Genomic DNA, 20,197 nt, shown 5'->3' with positions numbered 1-20,197 from the left:
TTCTCGCAGCAGGCAATGCCCAAGCGCATCTGCTAAACATGTCCCGATCCTCGGTGTCCCTGGAGGCAGATGGCAGCATCACCGCCGAGCTCACCCTGGACCTGCTGGCAACCGCCGGCAGTCGCGAGTCCTACTGGTCCTGGAGTCAGAAAAGCCAGCCCCTCGCCGACAGTACCATCGCTGCAGCCCTGGCGCCCCTCCCGGCAGCCCTGGCGCTTACCGCTAATGGCGAACCCGTCAGCCTCACGCTTGCGGAACTGCGACTGCCCGATGCCTCCCGGGAAGAGTTCCTCGACCCCCTCGGCTGGCCGCGCAGTCAACTGCGGCTTGTGGGTACCCTGCCCGAATCCGTTCGGGCACCGATCACCCTGCGAATTACTTACCTCGAGAACTTTCGATTTGAAGAGCCCATCGCGAACACGCTGATTGATGCGGTGAGTGGTCGTAAGCAAACGCGGTGGCTGGTCACGGGTCAACGCTCCCCCGCCTTTGTGATTCCCAGCATGGACAGCGAGGCGACAGGAGCCGAGCCTACGGTCACCAACAATATGACAGACAACGCTGCAGAAGCCCGAGCCGTGTTTACCGATCTGTTTGTTACCGGGTTCCGGCACATTTTCCCGGACGGTGTGGATCATCTGTTATTCGTGGCTGCACTGTTTTTCGGGTCCGCATCGTTTGCGGGACTCGTGGGCATCGTGACGCTGTTTACCCTGGCGCACTCCCTGAGCCTCGCCCTCACGGCACTGGGTTGGTTCAGCGCACCGGCAGCCATCGTCGAACCCCTGATCCTGCTCAGCATTCTCTGGGTGGCCATCGCTAATCTCCGGGGCCGCGCAAGAGCTCACACCCGCTATCCCCTGGTCATTTTCTTCGGACTCATCCACGGACTGGGCTTTGCGTCAGCCCTGCGCGACATCGGGCTTCCCGCCGACTTTCTTGTCACGGGCCTTCTGGCATTCAACCTTGGTGTGGAGGCGGCCCAGGTGTTTTTCCTTCTCGATCTGGGCATCCTCGGACTGTTACTCCCGCGTCTGCTATCTGGCGACGTGAAATGGAAACAGCTCGGCTCTGCACTGGTCATCATCGCAACCCTGGGTATTGCCGTGATGCGTTTTTTTTAGGGCCGCAGATGGCACTGTTCAAGAGACGATTGTCATCCTAGACTGGCGGTCTAACTAACAATAAGGTCGATTTCACCATGTCCATGTTTTGTCCGTTAACGCCATCCGCCGCTGCCAATCCGGGTGCTTCGGCCTCCACCGGCAAGCAAAGCTCATCCATCGCAAAAACCGCCGCCCTGATTCTGCCGCTTATCGTTATGGGTGGCTGTAGTAAACAGAGCGAGGAGGTTGCCGTTGCGCCCGCAGAGGCTCCCGTTGAGGCCTTTGCAGATGTCACTACCCAACGCATCATCGACACCGGCGCCAGCGAGGAATGGCTGACCTATGGTGGCAGCTACGACGAACAGCGCCACTCATCACTCACGAATATTGATCGTGAAAATGTAGCGGACCTGGGCGTTGCCTGGACCTACGAACTCAAAACCAATCGCGGCGTAGAGGCCACGCCCATCGTGGTCGACGGCGTTATGTACGTCACCTCCGCCTGGTCCCTGGTATACGCCCTGGATGCCGAAACGGGAGAGGAGCTTTGGGTCTATGACCCCGAGGTGGACAAGGCCGTGGGCGTTAACGCTTGCTGCGACGTCGTTAACCGTGGTGTCGCGGTGTATGAGGGACAGGTATTTGTAGGCGTCATTGACGGACGTCTCGAAGCGCTGGATGCCAAAACGGGAGAACGCAACTGGAGCATCGTCACCGTCGATCAGTCCAAACCCTATACGATCACCGGAGCACCCCGCGTAGTCGACGGCAAGGTGCTCATCGGTAACGGTGGCGCCGAGATGGGTGTGCGCGGCTATCTCAGTGCTTACGATGCAAACTCCGGCGAGAAAATCTGGCGTTTCTATACGGTACCGAATCCCAACAAAGAGCCGGACAACGAAATTTCTGACGAGGTCTTTGCCAGATTTGCCAATGACAGCTGGGGCGACGAGGGTCACTGGGTGACCGATGGCGGCGGCGGCACTGTCTGGGACTCCATCGTCTACGATGAGGTCAACGATCAGATCATTTTTGGTGTCGGCAATGGCTCCCCATGGAACCGCGACTTCCGGGATCCCTCGGGCGGCGATAACCTGTTCCTGTCCTCCATTGTCGCTGTCGACGCCGAGACAGGCCGCTACCGCTGGCACTTTCAGACAACTCCCGGCGACAACTGGGATTACACCGCAACCCAATCAATCATCCTTGCAGACCTACCTCTCGGTGAGTCCGGAGCCCCCTTGCGGGTCGCCATGCAGGCACCCAAGAATGGCTTCTTCTACGTCGTCAATGCCGAGACCGGACAGTTCATTTCCGGCAGCGCTTTTGGCCCCATGACCTGGGCGACAGGCCTGGATGAGGCCGGACGTCCCATAGAAGCCGAGGGTGCGCGCTACGGTGCAAATCCCGTGGTGCTTTTGCCGGGACCGCTGGGTGCGCATAACTGGCATCCCATGGCATTTAACCCGACGGAGGGTCTGGCATACATCCCGGCTCAGGAAATCCCCCAGGCCTACGGTGCAGATTCGCGCTACGCAAACAACACTACGGGCTGGAACACCGGTGCAGACTTCGCTGCCTTAGTACCGGCCGAAGTGAGGTCGACAGATATCAAGGCGGCGAGAGCGACCCTTAAAGGTCGGCTCATTGCCTGGGATCCCAAAACACAGCAGCCCCGATGGAGCGTGGAGCATGCCAACGCCTGGAATGGCGGGGTACTGTCCACCGCAGGAGGATTGGTCTTTCAGGCGCGCCTGGATGGAGAATTTTTTGCCTACGACGCAGCGACCGGTGAGGAGCTCTGGTCCTACAACCTGCAGTCGGGTGCGAATGCCGGGCCAGGCACCTACGCCATTGATGGCGAGCAATACGTGGCGATCACCACGGGCTGGGGCTCTGCCTTCGGTCTGACCGCGGGCTTTGCCTATGACGATAAAGTAACGGCCAAGCTCGGAAAAGTCGTCGCGTTCAAGCTCGGCGGCACAGGCGAGATACCCGCCCCCGACCTACCCCTTGTTGACCGCATGACGACAGCGGTTGCTTTCGGCGACGAGGAGACCATCAATGAAGGTCTGGTGCACTACGCGCGCAATTGCTCTGTGTGCCATGGCCCCTTCGCCATCAGCTCCGGCGTTTTACCTGATTTGCGCTGGTCCCCCATCGCTACCAACGCCGAAGCCTGGAAAAGCGTGGTACATGATGGAATTCTCGCAGAGAAGGGCATGGTGTCCTTTGCCGATCACCTCACCGAGGAAGAAATCGAATCAATCCGTGCCTATGTGATTCTGCAGGCAAGAAACGATATGGCTGAGCGCGAGATGGCGTCAGCGACCGACTGAACCCGGATCACAGAACAGCCTGAGCAAACAACGGACATCGGAGAGCCAAGGTGACAAATACGGAAGTCTGCGAAGCCCTGTTTGCTGCTTTTGAAAGCGGCGACCAGGACCGTGCCCGCGCCCTTTGTGCGCCGGACTTAAAAGCCCGACAGAACAACGGCCCGGCCATGAATCTCGACAGCCTCCTGGGCCTGTCGGCGATGATCGTGGGCGCCGTGAAAAACTTTCGCTACGAAGATGCCAAACGCTCTGCAACGGATACGGGCTTTGTAGAGGAGCACAGCGTTCGCGCCACGCTTCCCGATGGCAGCGCACTGGATATGCGGGTCTGCGTGGTCGCCGATGTTGTCGACGGAAAGGTGCAGAACCTTCGGGAGTACCTGGACACGGCCGCTGCGGCATCCCTGATTGAAGCCCTGTCCTTAGTGTCCCCGCCTTCGCCATAGTCCCCAAAAACAGGATATTCCTTGCATGACTACAGCCCAGACGCCCATCGCCTCAGGTTTTGACGGCAACAACACGGCGCTGGAGGTCATCGACGGCATAGACCTCTCGGGCAAGCAGGCGGTCGTTACCGGCGGCTACTCCGGACTCGGCCTGGAGACGACCCGCGCCCTGGCCACGGCGGGCGCGAAAGTGCTGGTGCCGGCACGACGGCCGGAACACGCGAAGGCCGAGCTTGCGGCCTTCGCTGATCTGCCCGGCGAAATAGAGATCGACATCCTCGATCTGGGCGACCTTGAGTCGGTCCAAGACTTTGCCAATCGCTTTTTGGAACGCGGCAGAAGCATCGACATGCTTATCAATAATGCCGCGATTATGGCCTGCCCCGAGACTCGCCTCGCGCAGAACCGCGAAGCGCAGTTTGCAACGAATCACCTCGGGCACTTCGCCCTGACCATGCGTCTCTACCCTGCACTCAAAGCCAGCGGCGGCGCGCGGGTCGTATCCCTGTCGTCCACGGGACACAAACTATCGCCTATCCGCTGGGACGACCTGATGTTTGATGAAGACGAGTACAACAAATGGATTGCCTATGGTCAGGCAAAAACCGCCAATAGTCTGTTTGCGGTGGAATTGGACGCTCTGGGAAAGAGCGATGACGTCCGCGCCTTTGCCGTTCACCCCGGCGGGATCATGACACCTCTGCAGCGTCATCTACCCAGGGAAGAAATGATCGCCATGGGCTGGATCGACGAAGAGGGCACGGTAAACGCTATTTTCAAAAATCCCGAGCAAGGCGCCGCAACCAGCGTCTGGGCAGCTACGGCGCCGGCGTTAGACGCCCACGGCGGCGTGTACTGTGAAGACTGTAACATCGCCGCCGAAACCGTAAAAGGCAGTGATAAGGCGCGTTTCAGCGGTGTCGACGCCCATGCCATAGACTCCGGCGAAGCGAAGAAACTTTGGTCGCTGTCAGAGTTGCTGACGGGAACCTCTCTGGAATGACCAACACAGCGGACCTGACGCGCAGGCGATTTCTCGGCGCCACCGCAGGTGGGTTTGCCCTGTCCCTTGTTCCGGGATGCAGCGATACGATCCCTCCCGGGCGCTACACCCAGGCCGATATTGACCTCCTCGCTAAGCAGCGAATAAAGGAAGCCGAGAAAAAAGGCAAAGGCCCCTATGGCGAACAGCGCTATGCGGGGTATCGCGGCCTGGCGACGCTCCCCTGGTTTGATATCGACGACCGTGGGCAGCTTGTCTGCATCGATGACAGCCTCCCTGGCATCGTCGACGTGCACGCACACCTGGGCATGTCGATTCTCTTCAAGCCTCAATTGGACCTGCAGGCAGCGACACCGCGGACGCGACATCTGCTGGATTGCGACGGGAGCACCCCACCCTGCGAGCTTGATCTGGATATCTACATCAACGGCAATTTCTCACCGGAGGCGCTCAAGGACAACGAGAGAGTACTCACCACCCAGGGCCTCTGGGGCAACGATGTGGTTCGCAGCCACACCATCCCCAATCTCATCGCAGAAATGGATGCCATGGGCGTGGCGCATTCCTTTGTCCTGCCCATTAAGCTGGGACTGCCCTTTGGCGACGACCTGACAGAACAATGGCAAAACGCCATTACGCGGGCAGAGGTGAGTGATCGTCTGACCACCGGCTGCTCCGTACATCCCCGCGATGAGGATCGCGTGGAACAGTTGCGTCGCTATGCCTCCGGGGGCTCAAAGCTCGTGAAACTGCACCCGACGGTGCAAAAGTTCTATCCCGATGATCCCAGCCTCATGCCCCTTTTGTGAAGAAGCCCAGCGCCTCGGCATCGTGGTGTTTTTTCATGGAGGGCGCGCAGGGATCGAGCCGGAGTCCAGCCAGCCTTTTGCCGTACCGCGACACTATGCCCGGGTACTCGAAGACTTTCCGCGCTTGCAGGTGATTCTGGGTCATGCAGGAGCACGGGACAGTGACGCCATGGTCGATCTCGCAGCAAAACATGAAAATGCCTGGATAGGGATCCACGGCCAGGGTGTCACGAGCCTGGATGGGATCATTAAAAAAACGGGCGGGGAACGCCTGCTCTTTGGCACCGACTGGCCCTGGTACCACCTGGGCGCGACCCTGGCCAAGGTGTTGATCACCACGGATAGCCCCCAGCGATCGTCCATACGTGACGCTATTCTTCGCAAAAACGCCGCGACTTTATTTCCTGAATTACTGAGCTAATCTTCTGTGGGAAGCAAAAAAAGTTTTTGTCCAACTTCGGTCCAAATTTTGAAAGCCGGCGTATGCTTCTCTAGAAAGGCAAAACAACCTGCGAAAAGAGGATTCAGGTGATGTTAGTAGCGCGTTTGTATGATGATGAAGGTCGGGCACGAGCTGCAGCACAGGCTCTGGTAGAAGTTGGTTATAGCAGCAACGACGTTGCGGTCATGGAAGGCCCCAAAGCCGCCCCGCAAATGACGGGGGAAGCGAGCGCTGAGGAGGCTCCCGCAGCATCTCCGGACACCCGGGCGGTAAGCCATGCGGTACGTGTGGGCAGCATGCTCGGCGAGCACGCAGAGTTTTACATGAGCCGACTCACGGAAGGGCGCACCCTGGTGATCGCGACGCCTCCCTTTATTGCATCGCGTATGGTCGAGGTGATTCTGGATGAACACGACCCGCTCCCGGACTCCCACGTGCCGGCTCCCGAGCCCTTTGTACCCCTGAGCGAGCAGGCCACTCCCCTGTCCAACATGCTGGGCCTGCCTACCCTGGCGAACGGCACCATGTCCGAGGCCCTGGGTTTCAGCCTGAAGCAGGATGGTCTCAGTCACCTGTCCCGCTGGTTCAAGCCCCTGGCGTCGGACTTCACCTTTTCTTCCATGGTCGGCTGGAAGATCAAGAGCAGCAGCGACACGCCCCTGTCGTCACTGTTGAAGCTGCCCCTGAAGAGCAATCGCCTGGAAGGCAAGAACAGCTCCTTTGGACTGCCACTGCAATCCAAGAGCGACACCCCCCTCTCGTCGATGCTGGGGCTCCCCCTGCTCTCCAAACGGGATCATTACCTGTACAGCTAACAGCGGCAACGCAACAGAAAGTTGCATGGGGCCTTTATGACGGGCTTTCCTGCGGCATCCATGATCGGCACACAAGGCAGTCATGGTCCGCTCACGATCGCTGAAAACAACCCCGGAGCTCTCTCTGACTCCGGGTTTTTTTTATGCATATTCAATCACTTAGCCTCTGTCTATTTCTCTATCGCGCTCTTCGGCATCGCGACGAATAGCCGCGCCGCAACGCTGCTAGCAGCTGCCGCCCGAAAGTTCGCCCCAGGCACCCGTTCCACGCCTTGAGCCCTGCGTCAATGTGTAAGCCAATCTTTACACATACATATGACAAATAATCTTGACAATAGATGAACGACTTCCTAGTCTGATTGATACGGGAAAAGTTGCCTCCGGGGCAATGATCCCGCCATCACTGTGATAGGTAACGAGGTAGCAAAACGTGGAAAACGGAGAAAAGGTGTTCCCCACCGGCTTGACCATCAGGGAATCAGAAGAGGTGCACAAGTACATCATCGATGGTACGCGTGTATTTTTCGTCATTGCATTGGTAGCGCATGCCCTGGCATACACACTAACCCCCTGGTTGGGCTAAGGAGTAAACCATGAATAACGGAAAACTTTGGACTGTGGTGAACCCGACTGTCGGAATCCCCCTGATGCTGGGTGGCGTGGCAGTTATCGCACTCACCGTGCATTTCGCCATCCTGAACAACACAACCTGGTTTGCTGCCTATTGGGGTGGCTGAGATCGCGTGAGCGGTTTTAAACAAAACCTTTCGGGGCGGCTCAGGTCGCCCCGAACTATTTCTAAGGATTGAGTAACGGTGAACCGCTTCGACCGAAAACTCATTTCTCTGTGGTCCTCCTTGGGCTCGCACTGCATGCCCTTTGCAGATGTCGCGACGCCTGACCTGCCCTTGCGGCGGCTTCTAAGACTGTCCCTGTTTCAGATATCCGTAGGCATGGCGATGGTGCTTCTCGTGGGCACGCTCAATCGCGTCATGATTGTAGAACTCAATGTGCCCGCATCCATCGTCGGTGTCATGCTGGCAATGCCCCTGATCTTTGCGCCCCTTCGGGCACTCATCGGCTTTCGCTCAGATAACCATCAGAGTGCCCTGGGTTGGCGCCGCGTACCCTTCGTCTGGAAAGGATCCCTTGCACAGTTCGGCGGCTTTTCCATCATGCCCTTTGCCCTCCTGGTGCTTGCTGGCGAGGGGCTCTCCGGCAGCGTGTCGCCCTGGGTCGGCCAGGTTGCAGCTGCAGCCTCCTTTTTACTGGTTGGTGCCGGCATACATACCGTGCAGACGGCCGGGCTGGCCCTGGCCACGGACCTGACGCCCGAAGAATCCCATCCCCGGGTGGTAGGTCTTATGTATGTCATGCTCCTCGTCGGCATGATGATCAGTGCGCTGATCTTCGGCACGGTGCTCATCGACTTCAGCCCCGGACGCCTGGTACAGGTGATCCAGATGGCCGCTCTCCTCACCCTGGTTCTCAACGTAACCGCCGTGTGGAAGCAGGAAGCCCGACGACCCCAGCGCGGCGCCGTTACCGTCGCGCCAGACCCAAGCTTTAAAGAAGCGTGGCTCAAGTTCTGCGAGGGAGAGCACACCTACCGCAGGCTCGCCATTGTCGGCATGGGCACCATGGCCTTTGGCATGGCGGACATACTCCTGGAGCCTTTTGGCGGCCATGTTCTGAACCTCTCCGTGAGCTCCACCACCCTGCTCACCGCGCTGTTTGCCGTGGGTGGCCTCGTGGGCTTTGGCGCCGCGTCCAAAGCCATCGGCGACGGCATGGACCCTTATGTGGCCACGCGGATCGGGGCCTTCATCGGACTCCCGGCCTTCGCCCTTGTCATCACCGCAGCCCCGCTACTCAATCCCTGGCTTTTTGTTATCGGCAATTTCCTCGTGGGCTTTGGCGGCGCACTCTTTGGCCACGGCACGCTGACATCCACCATGAGTCGCGCCCCCCGGGAACAAGCGGGTTTGGCCCTGGGCGCCTGGGGCGCTGTACAGGCAACAGCGGCGGGTATCGGCGTGGCGATGAGCGGCGTTATTCGTGACACGGTCAACACCCTGGAGGCAGGCTCCCTGAGCGCCGGTGCCAGCAGCGCCAGCGCCAGTGGCTACATGACGGTCTATGGCATTGAGATCGCATTACTTCTTATCACCCTGATTCTCATTGCCCCGCTGCTTCGCCAGGAGCGCTTTGCCGTGAGACAGGGAAGTGCAGCGGAGCATGCCGTCTAAATGGCCATCCTGGATATTATCGAGGTACCCGATGAGCGCCTGCGTGAGCACTCCGAGGCGGTATCGCGCTTTGACGAAGCCCTGCAACAACAGGTCAACGACTTATTCGAAACCCTGGGGCACTCCGGCGCCATTGGCCTCTCCGCCCCTCAGACGGGCATTTTCAAACGCATCATCGTTGTTCACGTACCCGATGATGATTTCGGGGCCCGGGTCTATATCAATCCCGAAATCCTCAAGCGATCCAAGTCCCGCTATGTCGAAGAAAGCTGTCTGTCGGTGCCCGGCATAGAAGGTAATGTCGTGCGCTGCATACGGGTAAAGCTCCGCGCTCAGGATATTCACGGCAAGCTTTGTGAGTTCGACGTCGATGACCTTCACGCCGTGTGCGTACAGCACGAAGTCGATCACCTCGATGGGATTCTGTTCACGGACCGCCTCTCATGGTTCAAGAAACTACGCCTGAGAATGGCGTCGGGCGGCAACACAGGTCTTTCCCGCGCAGCCTGAGTAACGCAAACTGGGCATTCACAAATTCTCTCTGGAAGCCCTATGACCAGCCCCTCGGTAGCGGGAAAACCGCTCATCATTGAAGCCTCCCTGAATGGCGCCGCCAGCAAGGCCCTGAACCCTGCGGTCCCCTATAGCGACGACGAAATCGTTGCGGACGCGGTAGCCTGCATGGAAGCCGGTGCGGCGCTGATCCACAATCACAGCGATGAACCGATCATCGGCGGCTCCGGCGAGCTCGACACAGAGCGCTACGCCCGGCCCTGGCGCAGACTGCTGGCGTTACGGCCCGATGCGATTCTGACCCCCACCATGCCCGTCGGCCAGGAAGGCGTCCCCGTGGAAACCCGCTACAAGCACGTGGAAGAAATGGCGACGGAAGGCTTACTGGCCCAGGGCCTGGTGGATCCCGGCACTTTTAATCTTTCCCTGCTTGATGAAGAAGGTCTCTTTGCACCCAGCGAGTACCTGTATCGCAATGACATGACAGATTCCCGGTACTACGTAGAGGCCTGCAGGCGCCACAACATCGGCATGAGCGTATCGATCTTTGAGCCGGGCTTTTTAAAATTCATCCTTGCCTATCATCGGGCAGGAAAACTGCCCCGCGGCAGCATGATCAAGCTGTACTTCGCCTCCGATGAGCTGCCCTTTGGCATGCCGCCCACGGCCACGAGTCTCGACGCATATCTGGGCATGCTTGGCGACTGGGAAGTGCCCTGGCTGGTATCGAGTTTCGGCGACGACTGCGCAGGCTGCGGCCTCGCCGAGGCCGCCATTGCGCGGGGCGGACACGTGCAGGTGGGTCTGGAGCCCTATGGGGGAGAGCGCACTCCGACCAACGTCGAACTGGTCAAGGAGGTCGTAGAAATTGCCAGGCGCTATGAGCGTCCCATCGCCACCCCCGCAGAAGCCGCGAAGATGCTCGATCTACCCACCTATCCCGTGAGCTTCAGGCAGCACTAGCACCCTTAGGCCAGGCTGATTACGAGGGCTTTCCCCAAAGGACTCAGAGCGACCAGTCCGGCAATACTGTTAAGTACAAAAAGTATGGCAATGGCGGTGACCGTCGCGCGATGAGCCCTGTGGAGCGTGAGGAAGTCATAAACTACGATCGCCAACACCAGCCCGGCCAGACCCAGGGGAATGAGAGGGCCCTGCTCCGTTTCCAGAACCATACGCGAAATTCGCGCCAGCCCCGGGGCAATAATCGACAAGGAGGCAAACATCACATAGCGCTTGTGATGTTCTCGCCGCTCTCGCCAGACAACCGCCATAGCGAGGAGCACAACGAAGCCCACCACCGACGCAATATTGAAGGACAGCAGCGCTGCGGCGAACTCCCCGAAGGGCAAGCCCGAGGCCTGCAGAGGGTTCACGTCTCCCATATCCGACGCGAGAGTGAATCCCCGTTCGAGCTCCCGTCCCACATAGTTCAACGTCGCCATGAGGGCCGCCACCGCCACCACCGCCGCATAGGCCATGAGATAAGGGCCCAGTTTCTGATGAATGACGCGACGCTGGCCTCTGATTAAGGAAGCTTGGAGGCAGAGGATTACAAACCAACCCGTCAGCAAAGCTCCGTGGAAGTGCAGGTAGAGAGGGAGCGGCGCTTCCTCAGTAAAAAAGCGTAAAAAGAAGGACGGCGCAAAGCCGATCACCACAATGCCCAGCAAAGCAAACGCCAGATACTGAAAAAAACGACCGCTTTCGGTTTGCGCAGATTGGGACGGTTGCACAGATTGCGAATGATTCATTGATCAGGCGCTGTCATCGTCAAGCTTAAGGCTCGGGGACTCCCATTCTAATCAAGCTGCGCCGATACCGGGGACGCGGAACCGATAAGGCTAAGCCCCTGTCTGCACCTCTAGTCCTGCAACGATCCCGGATCCCGGAACATCGCTGCGACGGCAAAGAAGCGCTAGAGTAGACGCATGTGGAAATATACCGGCAGTGAACATCCTGACTTCGCCATCGAGCCCGGCCCCGGTCAGGAGTCCGTATGGGACTACCCCCGCCCGCCTATTCTTGTCTCTAGCGATGAGCTTGTTGAGGTGAGCAGCAGGGAAAATCCTATTGCCACATCCCGGAGGGCACTCAGGGTTCTGGAGACTGCGAGTCCACCCACCTACTATTTGCCCGAGGACGACATCGACTGGTCCCAACTCCGGGAGATAGCCCACCGCAGTTTCTGTGAATGGAAGGGACAGGCAAGCTACTTCGCCCTCGCCGATGATCCCCGGGGAGTTCCCGTCGCCTGGCTCTACGCCAGACCCTCAAAAAGCTTTGCCGCCATCGATCGCCATGCGTCCTTCTATCCATCAAAGGTGCAATGCAGCGTTGATGGTGAGCGCGTGCGGCCGCAACCCGGGGAGTTCTACGGCGGCTGGATTACCGACCGCCTGGTGGGACCGTTTAAAGGCGAGCCCGGTACCGGACACTGGTAAGGGTCGGTAACAACTCCGGGGTTTAAGCCGCCGCGCGCAGGTAGTGGAGACTGAACAAGGCCTCGTCATCCTGCCAGGTCTCAGCGATATCGAAACCTCCTGAGCCTGCTAAGGCCGCAAAGCCCTCAAGACTGTATTTGTAGGAACACTCCGTGTGGATGCTTTCGCCTTCGCGAAAGTCAATGCTGCCGCTGGCATGGCTAACCTCTTGGGCGCAATCGCTGACCAGGTGCATTTCTATGCGACGCTGGTTTTCGTTATAGAACGCACGGTGGCTAAAGCGGGACTCATGGAAATCCGCATCCAGAAGTTCGTTCATGCGACGGAGGATATTCAGATTGAAGTCGGCGGTGACACCCGCGCTATCGTTGTAGGCAGCGTTGAGGCGCTCCGTGGACTTGTGGGTATCGACGCCGATAAGCACGCCCCCATCAGGCCCCACCATGTCCCGCAAACTCTTTAGAAAGCGCTGCGCCATGTCAGGCTCGAGATTGCCGATGGTTGAGCCGGGATAAAACACCACCCGCGGCGACGGCGGCAGCTCATCGAGAAAACCCCAACCACTGTTGAAGTCCGCGCACACCGCATGGATATCCAGCCAGGGATATTCTTCCCCCAGGGCCTCGGCGGAATCCTTGAGAAAAGATGCCGAGATATCGATGGGAACATAGACAGAGGGTTTGAGCGTATCCAGGAAAATACGCACCTTCTCACTGGACCCGCTGCCCGGCTCAATCAACACACAATCGGAACCGCAAATCCGGGCAATGGCCTCCCGGTGTTTTTCCAGAATCAGGACTTCCGTACGCGTGGGGTAGTACTCGGGCAAGCGGGTGATTTCGTCAAAAAGCTCGGAGCCGCGCTGATCGTAAAACCACTTGGGATTGACGCTCTTCTGGGGGAGGGACAGCCCTTTGAGTATTTCCTCCCGGCCATCGCCGAGATCCGGATGCTCATCCCGAAAGCTCACACGAGTTACTTTGCCCAACGGTTCGTTCATAACGTTCAGTGGTTCCTTGCTCTGCTTCCGAGGTCAGCGCTATCTGGCGAGACGAATACCGCTGAACTGCCAGCGATCCCGGGGATAAAAAAAGTTGCGGTAGGTCGGCCGCGCCTGACTCGGCGGCGTGACACAGGAGCCCCCGCGCAGGACCCACTGATTGCTCATGAACTTGCCGTTGTATTCACCGATGGCGCCGGCCGAGGCCGCAAAGCCCGGATAGGGACTGTAGGCACTCTGGGTCCACTGCCAACACGCACCATAAAGCTGCTGCAGCTCGGCGCCTTCGGCGGCTTTGGGATGAAACGAGTCCATGGAGAAAGCATTCGCAGCTGTTTCCCGGCTAGCGGCTACCCGTTCCCATTCAGCCTCCCGAGGCAGACGCGCGCCCGCCCAGCGCGCGTAGGCATCCGCCTCGTAACCACTGACGTGACTGACCGGTGTCCCTGCCTGCCGCGGCTGCAAACCCGCCAGCGTGAACTCCAGGGCCTCGCCGTCACGATCCACCCAGTGGAGAGGGCCCGACCAATGGCTCTCCTGCACCGCAGCCCAGCCATCCGCCAGCCACAGCTCCGGACGCTCGTAGGCACCGTCGTCCACAAAGGCCTGATACTCGCCATTGGTCACCAGCCTGTTGGCCAGTTCGAAAGCTTCGAGAAAAACCCGGTGCCGGGGCAGCTCGTTATCAAAGCAAAACTCCTCGCCGCTGTGCCCGACCTCCACAAGCCCTTCTTCGAAGCGCGTCCAGGAAAGAGGCGCCGACGTTTGCTGTGCCTCGATTGCGGCCGGAACATAAGCGGGATACAGCGGATTAGCACTGAGGGAAAATTTCAGATCGGTAAAAAACAGCTCCTGATGCTGCCGCTCATGCTCAATACCCAGCACGGTTCTAGCTAGAATGTCCTTCCCGGAGGCGTCCCCGTCGGCACGCTTGAGCAAAGACAGCATCGCCCGATCTACGTGCTCCCGATAGGCGAGCACCTCATCCAGGGTCGGGCGGGACAGGAGACCACGCTGATCCCGGGGGTGCTGATCACCGATACCGTTGTAATAAGAGTTAAAAAGCACTTCGTACAAAGGCTCCAAAGGCTCGTAGTCCGCAACAAAGGGCTTGAGGAGAAAGGTTTCAAAAAACCAGGACGTGTGGGCCAGGTGCCACTTGGGGGGACTGGCAAAAGCCGCTGCCTGGAGACCGTAATCTTCGACCTCTAAAGGCTCACAAATGGCCAGGAATCGCTGCCGCGTTGCCACAAAGCGATCGGTGATGGATTCACTGCCCACTCCGGGACTCCCCCGCATGTTCCGTAACCCGTCCGCCCACCCAGGTGAGGTCACCGCGGATACGGCTGTGCAACTCGCCACCGTAATGAGAGCACTGCTGCGCCCTCAGCTGGTCACTCAAATCCCGATTTCTCCAGTAAGTGGCAAGCACACGCATGGCTGAACCCGTTGCGGTATCTTCCGGCACGCCATGTTGAGGCGCGAAATAGCGCAACTGTATGTCGAAGTGAGGGTCACTGACTCTTGCGGTCACAATGAGCGCGCGACGGGTGCGGCGATGCAAGGCGTAGCGGGGAACAGATAGACTCCGTAGATCAAAACCCTCGGGCCACTCGAGAATTAAATAGCCGTCATCGTCCCCCGCTTCCGCTGCCCGCCAGGGCGGAACAGAGAAAAACTCGCCAATCCAGTGAGGAACCCGGCAGGCCGCGCAGCTGATGGAGGGGAGGCCAATCCAATACTTATCTTCGTCGGCGTGAAAGGCCGTGCGCAGGCCGTTCATTTCCAGCTGACTCAGGGTCTGACCCTCGCGGAGCCAGGCGGCGCCACTGCACAACATGCCGTGACCGCAGAGCTGGATTTCGCGATCAGCGGGAGACCAGCATCGGAGCGCGCAGACATCATCGTCGAGGCGCCAACTCAGGCACCGGGTGTCACAATCGGGGATGGGCGCTTCCGTCGGCGCCGCGGTGAGAAGGCTCAGCTGGCAGGGATTGCCCCGGGCACCTCCCTCACGAAGGCCACGCCCTCGCACTTCATCGCCGCCAGCGAATGCATACAGAACCAGGCTTGGAGTTTGAGGGTCGATAAGCGCCTTTTCTTTTTTTGGGGCGACATCCAACTGCCGGACAGTTGTGCAAAGCAACTGCGAGCTACCATTCGAAAACTCTAACAGCTTTTTACTGGCAGAGCATGACAATGGGAAGGAAAGAGGATCAGAGCGTCCGGGGGGATCTGCTGTAGCCACTCACAGCCATTCAAAGTGCCGCGACCGCTCTGGCGACCACCCCGTGCCTCAAAAGAAATCGAAGCGAATACCCACACCCACCATCTGGGAATTGATGGTGTTATCGAACTGAAGATACTCGGCGTAGATGTCGACGGTGTCAAAAAAGTCCAGCGCTACGCCGGCGCCGATAAAGGTTTCCGTGTCGTCGTCGGTGCGGGGTATATCGGCAAAACGCGACTTCACCTCTACCGCGGCAAAACCTGCCTTTGCATACACCTCAAAAAAAGGCCCCAGGGGGACATAGGCAACACCGGCCACGGTCAGCGCGCTGGCATCCACGGAGTAGCGGACGTCATCAAGAGTCCCGGACCAGGCACCCAGGTCATAGTATCCCGCTTCTGCCGACAGCATGAGCACATTACTGTCCAGAAACTGGTAACCGATAAAACCCGCCGGCGTGATATCGTCCTCACCACCCACGGAAAGCTCTACATCGGTAAAGTAAGCACCGGCACCCACGTATAGGGAATCCGCCCGGGGAGCGGCGCAGGCCAAAGCAGTAAGCATACCCAGCATGGCAATCCAAAGGGCTTTATCCGTGACTTTGCCTGGCGTGAGCATGACACTTCCTCCTTAACGACGTGATTCCAGTATAAGCGAAGCCACCATGCTTGAAATGAAAAGCGCGTGTGAAAACTGCCAGCAAGCTCTGGCGCAAAAGGCTGAGGCTTACATCTGTTCCTATGAATGCACCTTTTGTAGGAGTTGCACGGACAACTTCGATACCATCTGCCCCAACTGCGACGGCCTGTTAACGCGTCGCCCTCCCCGCCCCGCGCCCAGGGCGGACAGCTCATCCACGGCATCATTGGGAGAATAGAGGGAATGAAAGCTTCAGACTTATTGGTTAAATGTCTTGAAACGGAGGGGATCGAGTACATATTCGGTGTGCCCGGCGAAGAGAACGCTGACTTCATGATGAGCCTGGAGAAGTCCTCGGACCTGCGCTTCGTTCTCTGCCGCCATGAGCAGGGCGCCGCCTTCATGGCAGAGGTTTACGGTCGTCTCACGGGCACGCCGGCGGCCTGTCTCAGCACCCTGGGCCCCGGGGCAACCAACCTGATTACCGGGGTCGCGGACGCCAATATGGACCGTGCGCCCATGCTCGTGCTCACGGGCCAGGGAAGCACAAAGCGTCTGCACAAAGAATCCCACCAGATCATGGATGTGGTGAAGATGTTTGAGCCGGTCACCAAATGGGCGGAGACGGTGGTTCATGCTGACACCATTCCCGAAATCATCCGCAAGGCCGTGCGGGTAGCGCGCACGGAAAAGCCCGGGGCGGTGCTGGTGGAGCTCCCGGAGGACGTCGCAAAACGGGACACGGCGGCAAAGCCCATCTCACCCATCCGCTACCGACGTCCGCAAGCGGCGCCCGAGGCCGTAGAAGAATTAGCGAACCACATTCGCCGTGCCCGGCGGCCGGTCATTCTTGCGGGTAACGGCTGCGTGCGAAAACGCGCATCCAACGAGCTCCGGGAGCTGGTGAGCCTCACGGGTATCGGCGTGCTCAATACCTTCATGGGCAAGGGCGCCGTGGATCCCGACGCGCCGGAGTGCCTGTACACCATCGGCCTGGGGACAAAGGACATCGGCACCTGCGCCATCGACGCCGCGGACCTGGTTATCGCCATTGGTTTTGACATGGTGGAGTACCACCCCCACCTGTGGAACCCCGAGGGTGACAAGCCGGTGGTGAGCATCGACTTTCTTCCCGCCGAGATCGACGAGCACTTCAATCCTCAATGCGAGCTCGTGGGAGACATCGCGGACAACATTGCAGCCCTGGTAAAGGCCTTTAAAGAGGAGGCCGCGCCGGATTTTGATCTGCGCCAACAAGCCGCTACGCGCGGCGATATGCAGGCGGAGCTTTTGGAGCACGCAAGTAACGATGGGGAAGGCCCCGTTAAGCCACAGAAAGTGCTCCACGAAGTGGAAAAACTCTACGGCGACGACGGTCTGCTTTTATCGGACGTGGGGGCCCACAAAATGTGGATTGCACGTCACTATCACTGCAGAACGCCGAACGGTTGCCTTATTCCCAACGGATTCTGCTCCATGGGCTTCGCCCTTCCCGGTGCCATCGGAGCATCCATGGTAGACCCGGAACGCGACATCATCAGCATCTGTGGTGACGCCGGGTTTCTTATGAACGTGCAGGAAATGGAGACCGCCAAACGTCTGGAGAGCAATATCACCGTCATGATCTGGGAGGATCACGCCTACGGACTGATTGCCTGGAAGCAGGACCAGGAATTTGGCCACCACACGGACCTGGCGTTCGGCAACCCGGACTGGCGTCAGCTGGCGGCAGCCTTTGGCTGGCACTATCAGCAGGTCGAAGCCGGCGGTGAGCTGCCGGGAGTTCTTCAGGCGGCCCGGGAACACCGTGGGCCGAGCCTGATCCTGGTTCCCATCGACTATCGGGAAAATCAAAAACTCACGGAACGCCTCGGCGAACTCACCTGCTCGATCTAATCAAGCTCCCATCCCAGCACATCCCGGGCGATGGACCACCGCGGTGTGCCGGGCACCGCCCCTCCGCCGCCGATCCAGTGCTCAAACAGGGCATCAACCGTGCCATCGCGGCGCTTCAGTTTGACCCACTCGTTCACGTAGCGTGCCCAGGGGTCATCCCCCGGAGGCACCATATAACCACCGGTAAGGCGGGCAAGTACCGGCTGCGGCACGACCACGGAGAAGTTGGGATAAAGGAGGGTCCAGGCGGCACCGCCCTCGGCGGAGTAGAGAACCGCATCCAGCTCCGGCGCATTGCCCCGTAAAAACGCCCGGGGACTCTCCACCGATTGGATAGTCGCGTGGGGCAACAGCTCTTTGATCTGTCGCTGAAACGCGGGGTCCCGCTGCACCACGCCAATGGTGAGCGCCCGGCGGGCACTCAAGGCCTCGCTATCGGCAAAGGCTTTTCGCTCATGGTCCGGCACCAGGAGACCCAGGGTGAGCTCAATAGGCTCTCCCGCAAAGCGGTAGTTTCTCAGGCGGTCTGCTGTTCGTCCCAGTCCCGACATCACGATATCAATATGTCCCCGGGCAAGACTGGTGCCGATATCCGGCTCCCGCAAACGCACGAGTTCCAGGCTGACATCAAGATCCCGGGCGAGGGCATTGGCCATCTCCATATCAAAACCGGTTTCTATACCCTGTTGATTGCGAAACGCCCAGGGCAGGGAATCCGGCAGATAACCCACACGCAGGGTGCCCCGCTCGGCGATACGCTCCAGACGCAGAGGCGCATCGTCGGGCGAGACGCTGGGAAGCTCGTCGCTATAGCTGCGAGCCACCACGGGACGCGCCATCCACTGAATCTGCATGAGCTGCTGATCACCGTCGTAGCTGCCCACCACCGTCGCCTGCAGCCAGAAGCGCGTCGCAAACAGGGCGGTGCCGACGGCGAGCACCGTGAGCGCCAGGGCAATGGCCAGTTTGCGGAAGTCGGGACGGAAAACGTTGCGGCGCAGGGCCATCACCACGACGGTCAAAGCGATCAGGTGCATGGCGCCGAGGACCACACGGATACGATCCGTATACACCGTGGACACGACAAACAGCTCCATGACATCCGCCGGCAGCTGAAGCAGATCCAGCAGAAATGGAATGCCGACAATAGGTGCCACAAAGCTGGAAAAGAACGAGGACGCCTCCAGAGACAGGGTGTCCGCAAAATCCAGGGGCCTGCCGAGATACCAGCCGGCAAAAGCAACGAAGGATAGGATCAGGTAGGTGCCGAGATTGGGAAAGGGATAAGCCAGGGGCATGAGGATGCCTGTGCCATGCTCGACTTCTTCATCCAGAAGATCGTGCCGGCGAAACAGCTCCTGCACGTTCTCAATGAGCTGGGGCATGAGCACGATGATTTTTGCTGCGGCAAAAATGGTGATCAATGAATCCCGGGGGACCGTCAGCAACTCTTTTGCAGAAAACGGCGTAACAGCGCTCACCAGTAACGGCAGGGCAACAAAGGTCACCGCTGCAACGAGCAGGGTGTAGCTGATAAGAAATCCCTGCAATCTCCCCAGCTCATCAAGGGACATGGTGCCGGCGGTTCCCGCTGCTATGGCAAAAACACCCGCCGGGGTCAGCTTGATAACCAGCTTGTTGACACGATTGAGCGCTTCCGTCAGGGCGTCGAGTCCCTTCAGCAGCCCCCCGCTGTGCGCGGCACCGCTGAGTCCGATGCCCAGAAGAATACTGAACAGCACCACCGCCGGCACCAGATTGTTCGCCATGGCCGCAAAAGGGTTCGCGGGCACATACAGGCCGACAAAATCGATGGCCTCGGGCACTTCGATGAGCGTCCGGCTAAAAAAACTGGCTGCATCCGCCGGAGGAAACGCCAGGGGGCTGAGCATAAGAATCGCACCGCCACCGAGGAGAAACACCAAAAACACCGCGCAGAGACTGGTCAGGAGACCGCGACTCTCGCTCCAGCTGATACGCCCGAGATTCGCAATGAGAGACAGCATGATGTACGGCAGCACGGTCATTTGCAGGAGGCCGATATACACATCGCCCACGAGGGACAGGCCACCGACGCTTTCGCCAAAGAACAGACCAAGGAACACCCCGGCCAGCAGGCCAAGAAGGATTTTTCGCGTAAAAGTCATGGCGCGATTGTAACCCCAGGCGCGTCGCCATAACCCCGGTTCCATGTCGACGGATAAAAGATGCATGAAACGGCGGCGCATACTACCCTTGTCGTCTGTGGAAGCTTCAAAAGGAC

21 protein-coding genes are annotated in these 20,197 nt (G+C 59.0%); 15 read left to right on the top strand and 6 right to left on the bottom strand.

Features of this window, described 5'->3' with window-relative positions:
- The first annotated feature begins 38 nt into the window (after positions 1–38).
- From KT71_RS02725 to KT71_RS02675, 12 genes are all read left to right on the top strand, one after another.
- Complete coding sequence (locus tag KT71_RS02725) at positions 39–1,124, top strand: HupE/UreJ family protein (RefSeq protein WP_202962384.1); 1,086 nt, start codon at positions 39–41, stop codon at positions 1,122–1,124.
- A 77-nt stretch (positions 1,125–1,201) separates the two neighbouring features.
- Positions 1,202–3,445, top strand: coding sequence for a PQQ-dependent dehydrogenase, methanol/ethanol family (locus KT71_RS02720; protein ID WP_008293014.1), 2,244 nt, complete (start codon positions 1,202–1,204; stop codon positions 3,443–3,445).
- Positions 3,446–3,495: 50 nt separating this feature from the next.
- Positions 3,496–3,891: a nuclear transport factor 2 family protein gene (locus KT71_RS02715; protein ID WP_008293015.1), complete on the top strand. Its 396-nt coding sequence runs from the start codon at positions 3,496–3,498 to the stop codon at positions 3,889–3,891.
- A 25-nt stretch (positions 3,892–3,916) separates the two neighbouring features.
- The gene (locus tag KT71_RS02710; RefSeq protein ID WP_008293016.1) at positions 3,917–4,894 is read left to right on the top strand and encodes an SDR family NAD(P)-dependent oxidoreductase; all 978 of its coding nucleotides are present in this window, start codon (positions 3,917–3,919) and stop codon (positions 4,892–4,894) included.
- Positions 4,891–5,703 carry an amidohydrolase family protein gene (locus KT71_RS02705; RefSeq protein WP_008293017.1) on the top strand — a complete coding sequence of 271 codons (813 nt, stop codon included), beginning with the start codon at positions 4,891–4,893 and terminating at the stop codon, positions 5,701–5,703. Before KT71_RS02710 ends, KT71_RS02705 begins: the two co-directional genes overlap by 4 nt.
- Positions 5,675–6,124, top strand: coding sequence for an amidohydrolase family protein (locus KT71_RS20845; RefSeq protein WP_023659858.1), 450 nt, complete (start codon positions 5,675–5,677; stop codon positions 6,122–6,124). Before KT71_RS02705 ends, KT71_RS20845 begins: the two co-directional genes overlap by 29 nt.
- A gap of 110 nt (positions 6,125–6,234) precedes the next feature.
- Complete coding sequence (locus tag KT71_RS02700; RefSeq protein ID WP_008293019.1) at positions 6,235–6,960, top strand: hypothetical protein; 726 nt, start codon at positions 6,235–6,237, stop codon at positions 6,958–6,960.
- 430 nt (positions 6,961–7,390) lie between these two features.
- Positions 7,391–7,543: a light-harvesting antenna LH1, beta subunit gene (pufB, locus tag KT71_RS21300; protein ID WP_008293020.1), complete on the top strand. Its 153-nt coding sequence runs from the start codon at positions 7,391–7,393 to the stop codon at positions 7,541–7,543.
- 10 nt (positions 7,544–7,553) lie between these two features.
- Positions 7,554–7,697 (top strand): light-harvesting protein, encoded by a 144-nt coding sequence (locus KT71_RS02690; protein WP_023659856.1) that lies wholly within the window; start codon positions 7,554–7,556, stop codon positions 7,695–7,697.
- A 78-nt stretch (positions 7,698–7,775) separates the two neighbouring features.
- The gene (locus KT71_RS02685) at positions 7,776–9,209 is read left to right on the top strand and encodes a PucC family protein (protein ID WP_023659855.1); all 1,434 of its coding nucleotides are present in this window, start codon (positions 7,776–7,778) and stop codon (positions 9,207–9,209) included.
- The gene (gene def, locus KT71_RS02680) at positions 9,210–9,719 is read left to right on the top strand and encodes a peptide deformylase (protein WP_008293023.1); all 510 of its coding nucleotides are present in this window, start codon (positions 9,210–9,212) and stop codon (positions 9,717–9,719) included.
- A 42-nt stretch (positions 9,720–9,761) separates the two neighbouring features.
- Positions 9,762–10,685, top strand: coding sequence for a beta-keto acid cleavage family enzyme (locus KT71_RS02675; RefSeq protein WP_008293024.1), 924 nt, complete (start codon positions 9,762–9,764; stop codon positions 10,683–10,685).
- 5 nt (positions 10,686–10,690) lie between these two features.
- On the opposite strand, the gene KT71_RS02670 is transcribed toward KT71_RS02675, so the two are convergent.
- Positions 10,691–11,476 carry a hypothetical protein gene (locus tag KT71_RS02670; RefSeq protein ID WP_008293025.1) on the bottom strand — a complete coding sequence of 262 codons (786 nt, stop codon included), beginning with the start codon at positions 11,474–11,476 and terminating at the stop codon, positions 10,691–10,693.
- A 177-nt stretch (positions 11,477–11,653) separates the two neighbouring features.
- Between KT71_RS02670 and KT71_RS02665 the strand changes: the two genes are divergently transcribed.
- The gene (locus KT71_RS02665; RefSeq protein ID WP_008293026.1) at positions 11,654–12,166 is read left to right on the top strand and encodes a DUF427 domain-containing protein; all 513 of its coding nucleotides are present in this window, start codon (positions 11,654–11,656) and stop codon (positions 12,164–12,166) included.
- A 22-nt stretch (positions 12,167–12,188) separates the two neighbouring features.
- Here KT71_RS02665 and egtD read toward each other — a convergent pair whose 3' ends face one another.
- The 4 genes from egtD to KT71_RS02640 form a co-directional block, all read right to left on the bottom strand.
- The gene (egtD, locus tag KT71_RS02660; protein WP_023659854.1) at positions 12,189–13,166 is read right to left on the bottom strand and encodes an L-histidine N(alpha)-methyltransferase; all 978 of its coding nucleotides are present in this window, start codon (positions 13,164–13,166) and stop codon (positions 12,189–12,191) included.
- A 39-nt stretch (positions 13,167–13,205) separates the two neighbouring features.
- Complete coding sequence (gene egtB / locus KT71_RS02655) at positions 13,206–14,447, bottom strand: ergothioneine biosynthesis protein EgtB (protein WP_008293028.1); 1,242 nt, start codon at positions 14,445–14,447, stop codon at positions 13,206–13,208.
- The gene (locus KT71_RS02650) at positions 14,437–15,312 is read right to left on the bottom strand and encodes a PhzF family phenazine biosynthesis protein (protein ID WP_152025159.1); all 876 of its coding nucleotides are present in this window, start codon (positions 15,310–15,312) and stop codon (positions 14,437–14,439) included. The genes egtB and KT71_RS02650 overlap by 11 nt, the downstream gene beginning before the upstream one ends.
- A 150-nt stretch (positions 15,313–15,462) precedes the next feature.
- Entirely contained in the window at positions 15,463–16,017 is a 555-nt protein-coding gene (locus tag KT71_RS02640; protein ID WP_008293030.1) for an outer membrane protein, read from the bottom strand.
- Positions 16,018–16,063: 46 nt separating this feature from the next.
- On the opposite strand from KT71_RS02640, the gene KT71_RS19975 reads away from it, so the two are divergent.
- On the top strand, positions 16,064–16,276 hold the full coding sequence (locus KT71_RS19975; RefSeq protein WP_008293031.1) for a DUF1272 domain-containing protein: 213 nt from the start codon (positions 16,064–16,066) through the stop codon (positions 16,274–16,276).
- A 5-nt stretch (positions 16,277–16,281) separates the two neighbouring features.
- Entirely contained in the window at positions 16,282–17,934 is a 1,653-nt protein-coding gene (locus KT71_RS02635) for an acetolactate synthase large subunit (protein WP_008293032.1), read from the top strand.
- On the opposite strand, the gene KT71_RS02630 is transcribed toward KT71_RS02635, so the two are convergent.
- Entirely contained in the window at positions 17,931–20,162 is a 2,232-nt protein-coding gene (locus KT71_RS02630; protein WP_008293033.1) for a cation:dicarboxylate symporter family transporter, read from the bottom strand. The two genes, KT71_RS02635 and KT71_RS02630, sit on opposite strands and share 4 nt — an antisense overlap.
- Between the last annotated feature and the right edge of the window lie 35 nt (positions 20,163–20,197).

It is taken from the genome of Congregibacter litoralis KT71 (assembly GCF_000153125.2).
GTDB classification, from domain to species: Bacteria; Pseudomonadota; Gammaproteobacteria; order Pseudomonadales; family Halieaceae; genus Congregibacter; species Congregibacter litoralis.
The sequence above is the reverse complement of the archived record's forward strand: the minus strand, read 5'-3'. Positions and strand labels throughout refer to the sequence as shown.

Bases quoted from the DNA above. Each gene is read 5' to 3' on its own strand.
- KT71_RS02710 (WP_008293016.1), top strand. From the start codon at position 3,917: ATGACTACAGCCCAGACGCCCATCGCCTCAGGTTTTGACGGCAACAAC.
- KT71_RS20845 (WP_023659858.1), top strand. From the start codon at position 5,675: ATGATCCCAGCCTCATGCCCCTTTTGTGAAGAAGCCCAGCGCCTCGGC.
- KT71_RS19975 (WP_008293031.1), top strand. From the start codon at position 16,064: ATGCTTGAAATGAAAAGCGCGTGTGAAAACTGCCAGCAAGCTCTGGCG.
- egtD (WP_023659854.1), bottom strand. From the start codon at position 13,166: ATGAACGAACCGTTGGGCAAAGTAACTCGTGTGAGCTTTCGGGATGAG.
- KT71_RS02670 (WP_008293025.1), bottom strand. From the start codon at position 11,476: ATGAATCATTCGCAATCTGTGCAACCGTCCCAATCTGCGCAAACCGAA.
- KT71_RS02690 (WP_023659856.1), top strand. From the start codon at position 7,554: ATGAATAACGGAAAACTTTGGACTGTGGTGAACCCGACTGTCGGAATC.
- KT71_RS02675 (WP_008293024.1), top strand. From the start codon at position 9,762: ATGACCAGCCCCTCGGTAGCGGGAAAACCGCTCATCATTGAAGCCTCC.
- KT71_RS02720 (WP_008293014.1), top strand. From the start codon at position 1,202: ATGTCCATGTTTTGTCCGTTAACGCCATCCGCCGCTGCCAATCCGGGT.
- KT71_RS02630 (WP_008293033.1), bottom strand. From the start codon at position 20,162: ATGCGCCGCCGTTTCATGCATCTTTTATCCGTCGACATGGAACCGGGG.
- KT71_RS02700 (WP_008293019.1), top strand. From the start codon at position 6,235: ATGTTAGTAGCGCGTTTGTATGATGATGAAGGTCGGGCACGAGCTGCA.
- KT71_RS02665 (WP_008293026.1), top strand. From the start codon at position 11,654: ATGTGGAAATATACCGGCAGTGAACATCCTGACTTCGCCATCGAGCCC.
- KT71_RS02705 (WP_008293017.1), top strand. From the start codon at position 4,891: ATGACCAACACAGCGGACCTGACGCGCAGGCGATTTCTCGGCGCCACC.
- def (WP_008293023.1), top strand. From the start codon at position 9,210: ATGGCCATCCTGGATATTATCGAGGTACCCGATGAGCGCCTGCGTGAG.
- KT71_RS02725 (WP_202962384.1), top strand. From the start codon at position 39: ATGTCCCGATCCTCGGTGTCCCTGGAGGCAGATGGCAGCATCACCGCC.
- KT71_RS02640 (WP_008293030.1), bottom strand. From the start codon at position 16,017: ATGCTCACGCCAGGCAAAGTCACGGATAAAGCCCTTTGGATTGCCATG.
- KT71_RS02635 (WP_008293032.1), top strand. From the start codon at position 16,282: ATGAAAGCTTCAGACTTATTGGTTAAATGTCTTGAAACGGAGGGGATC.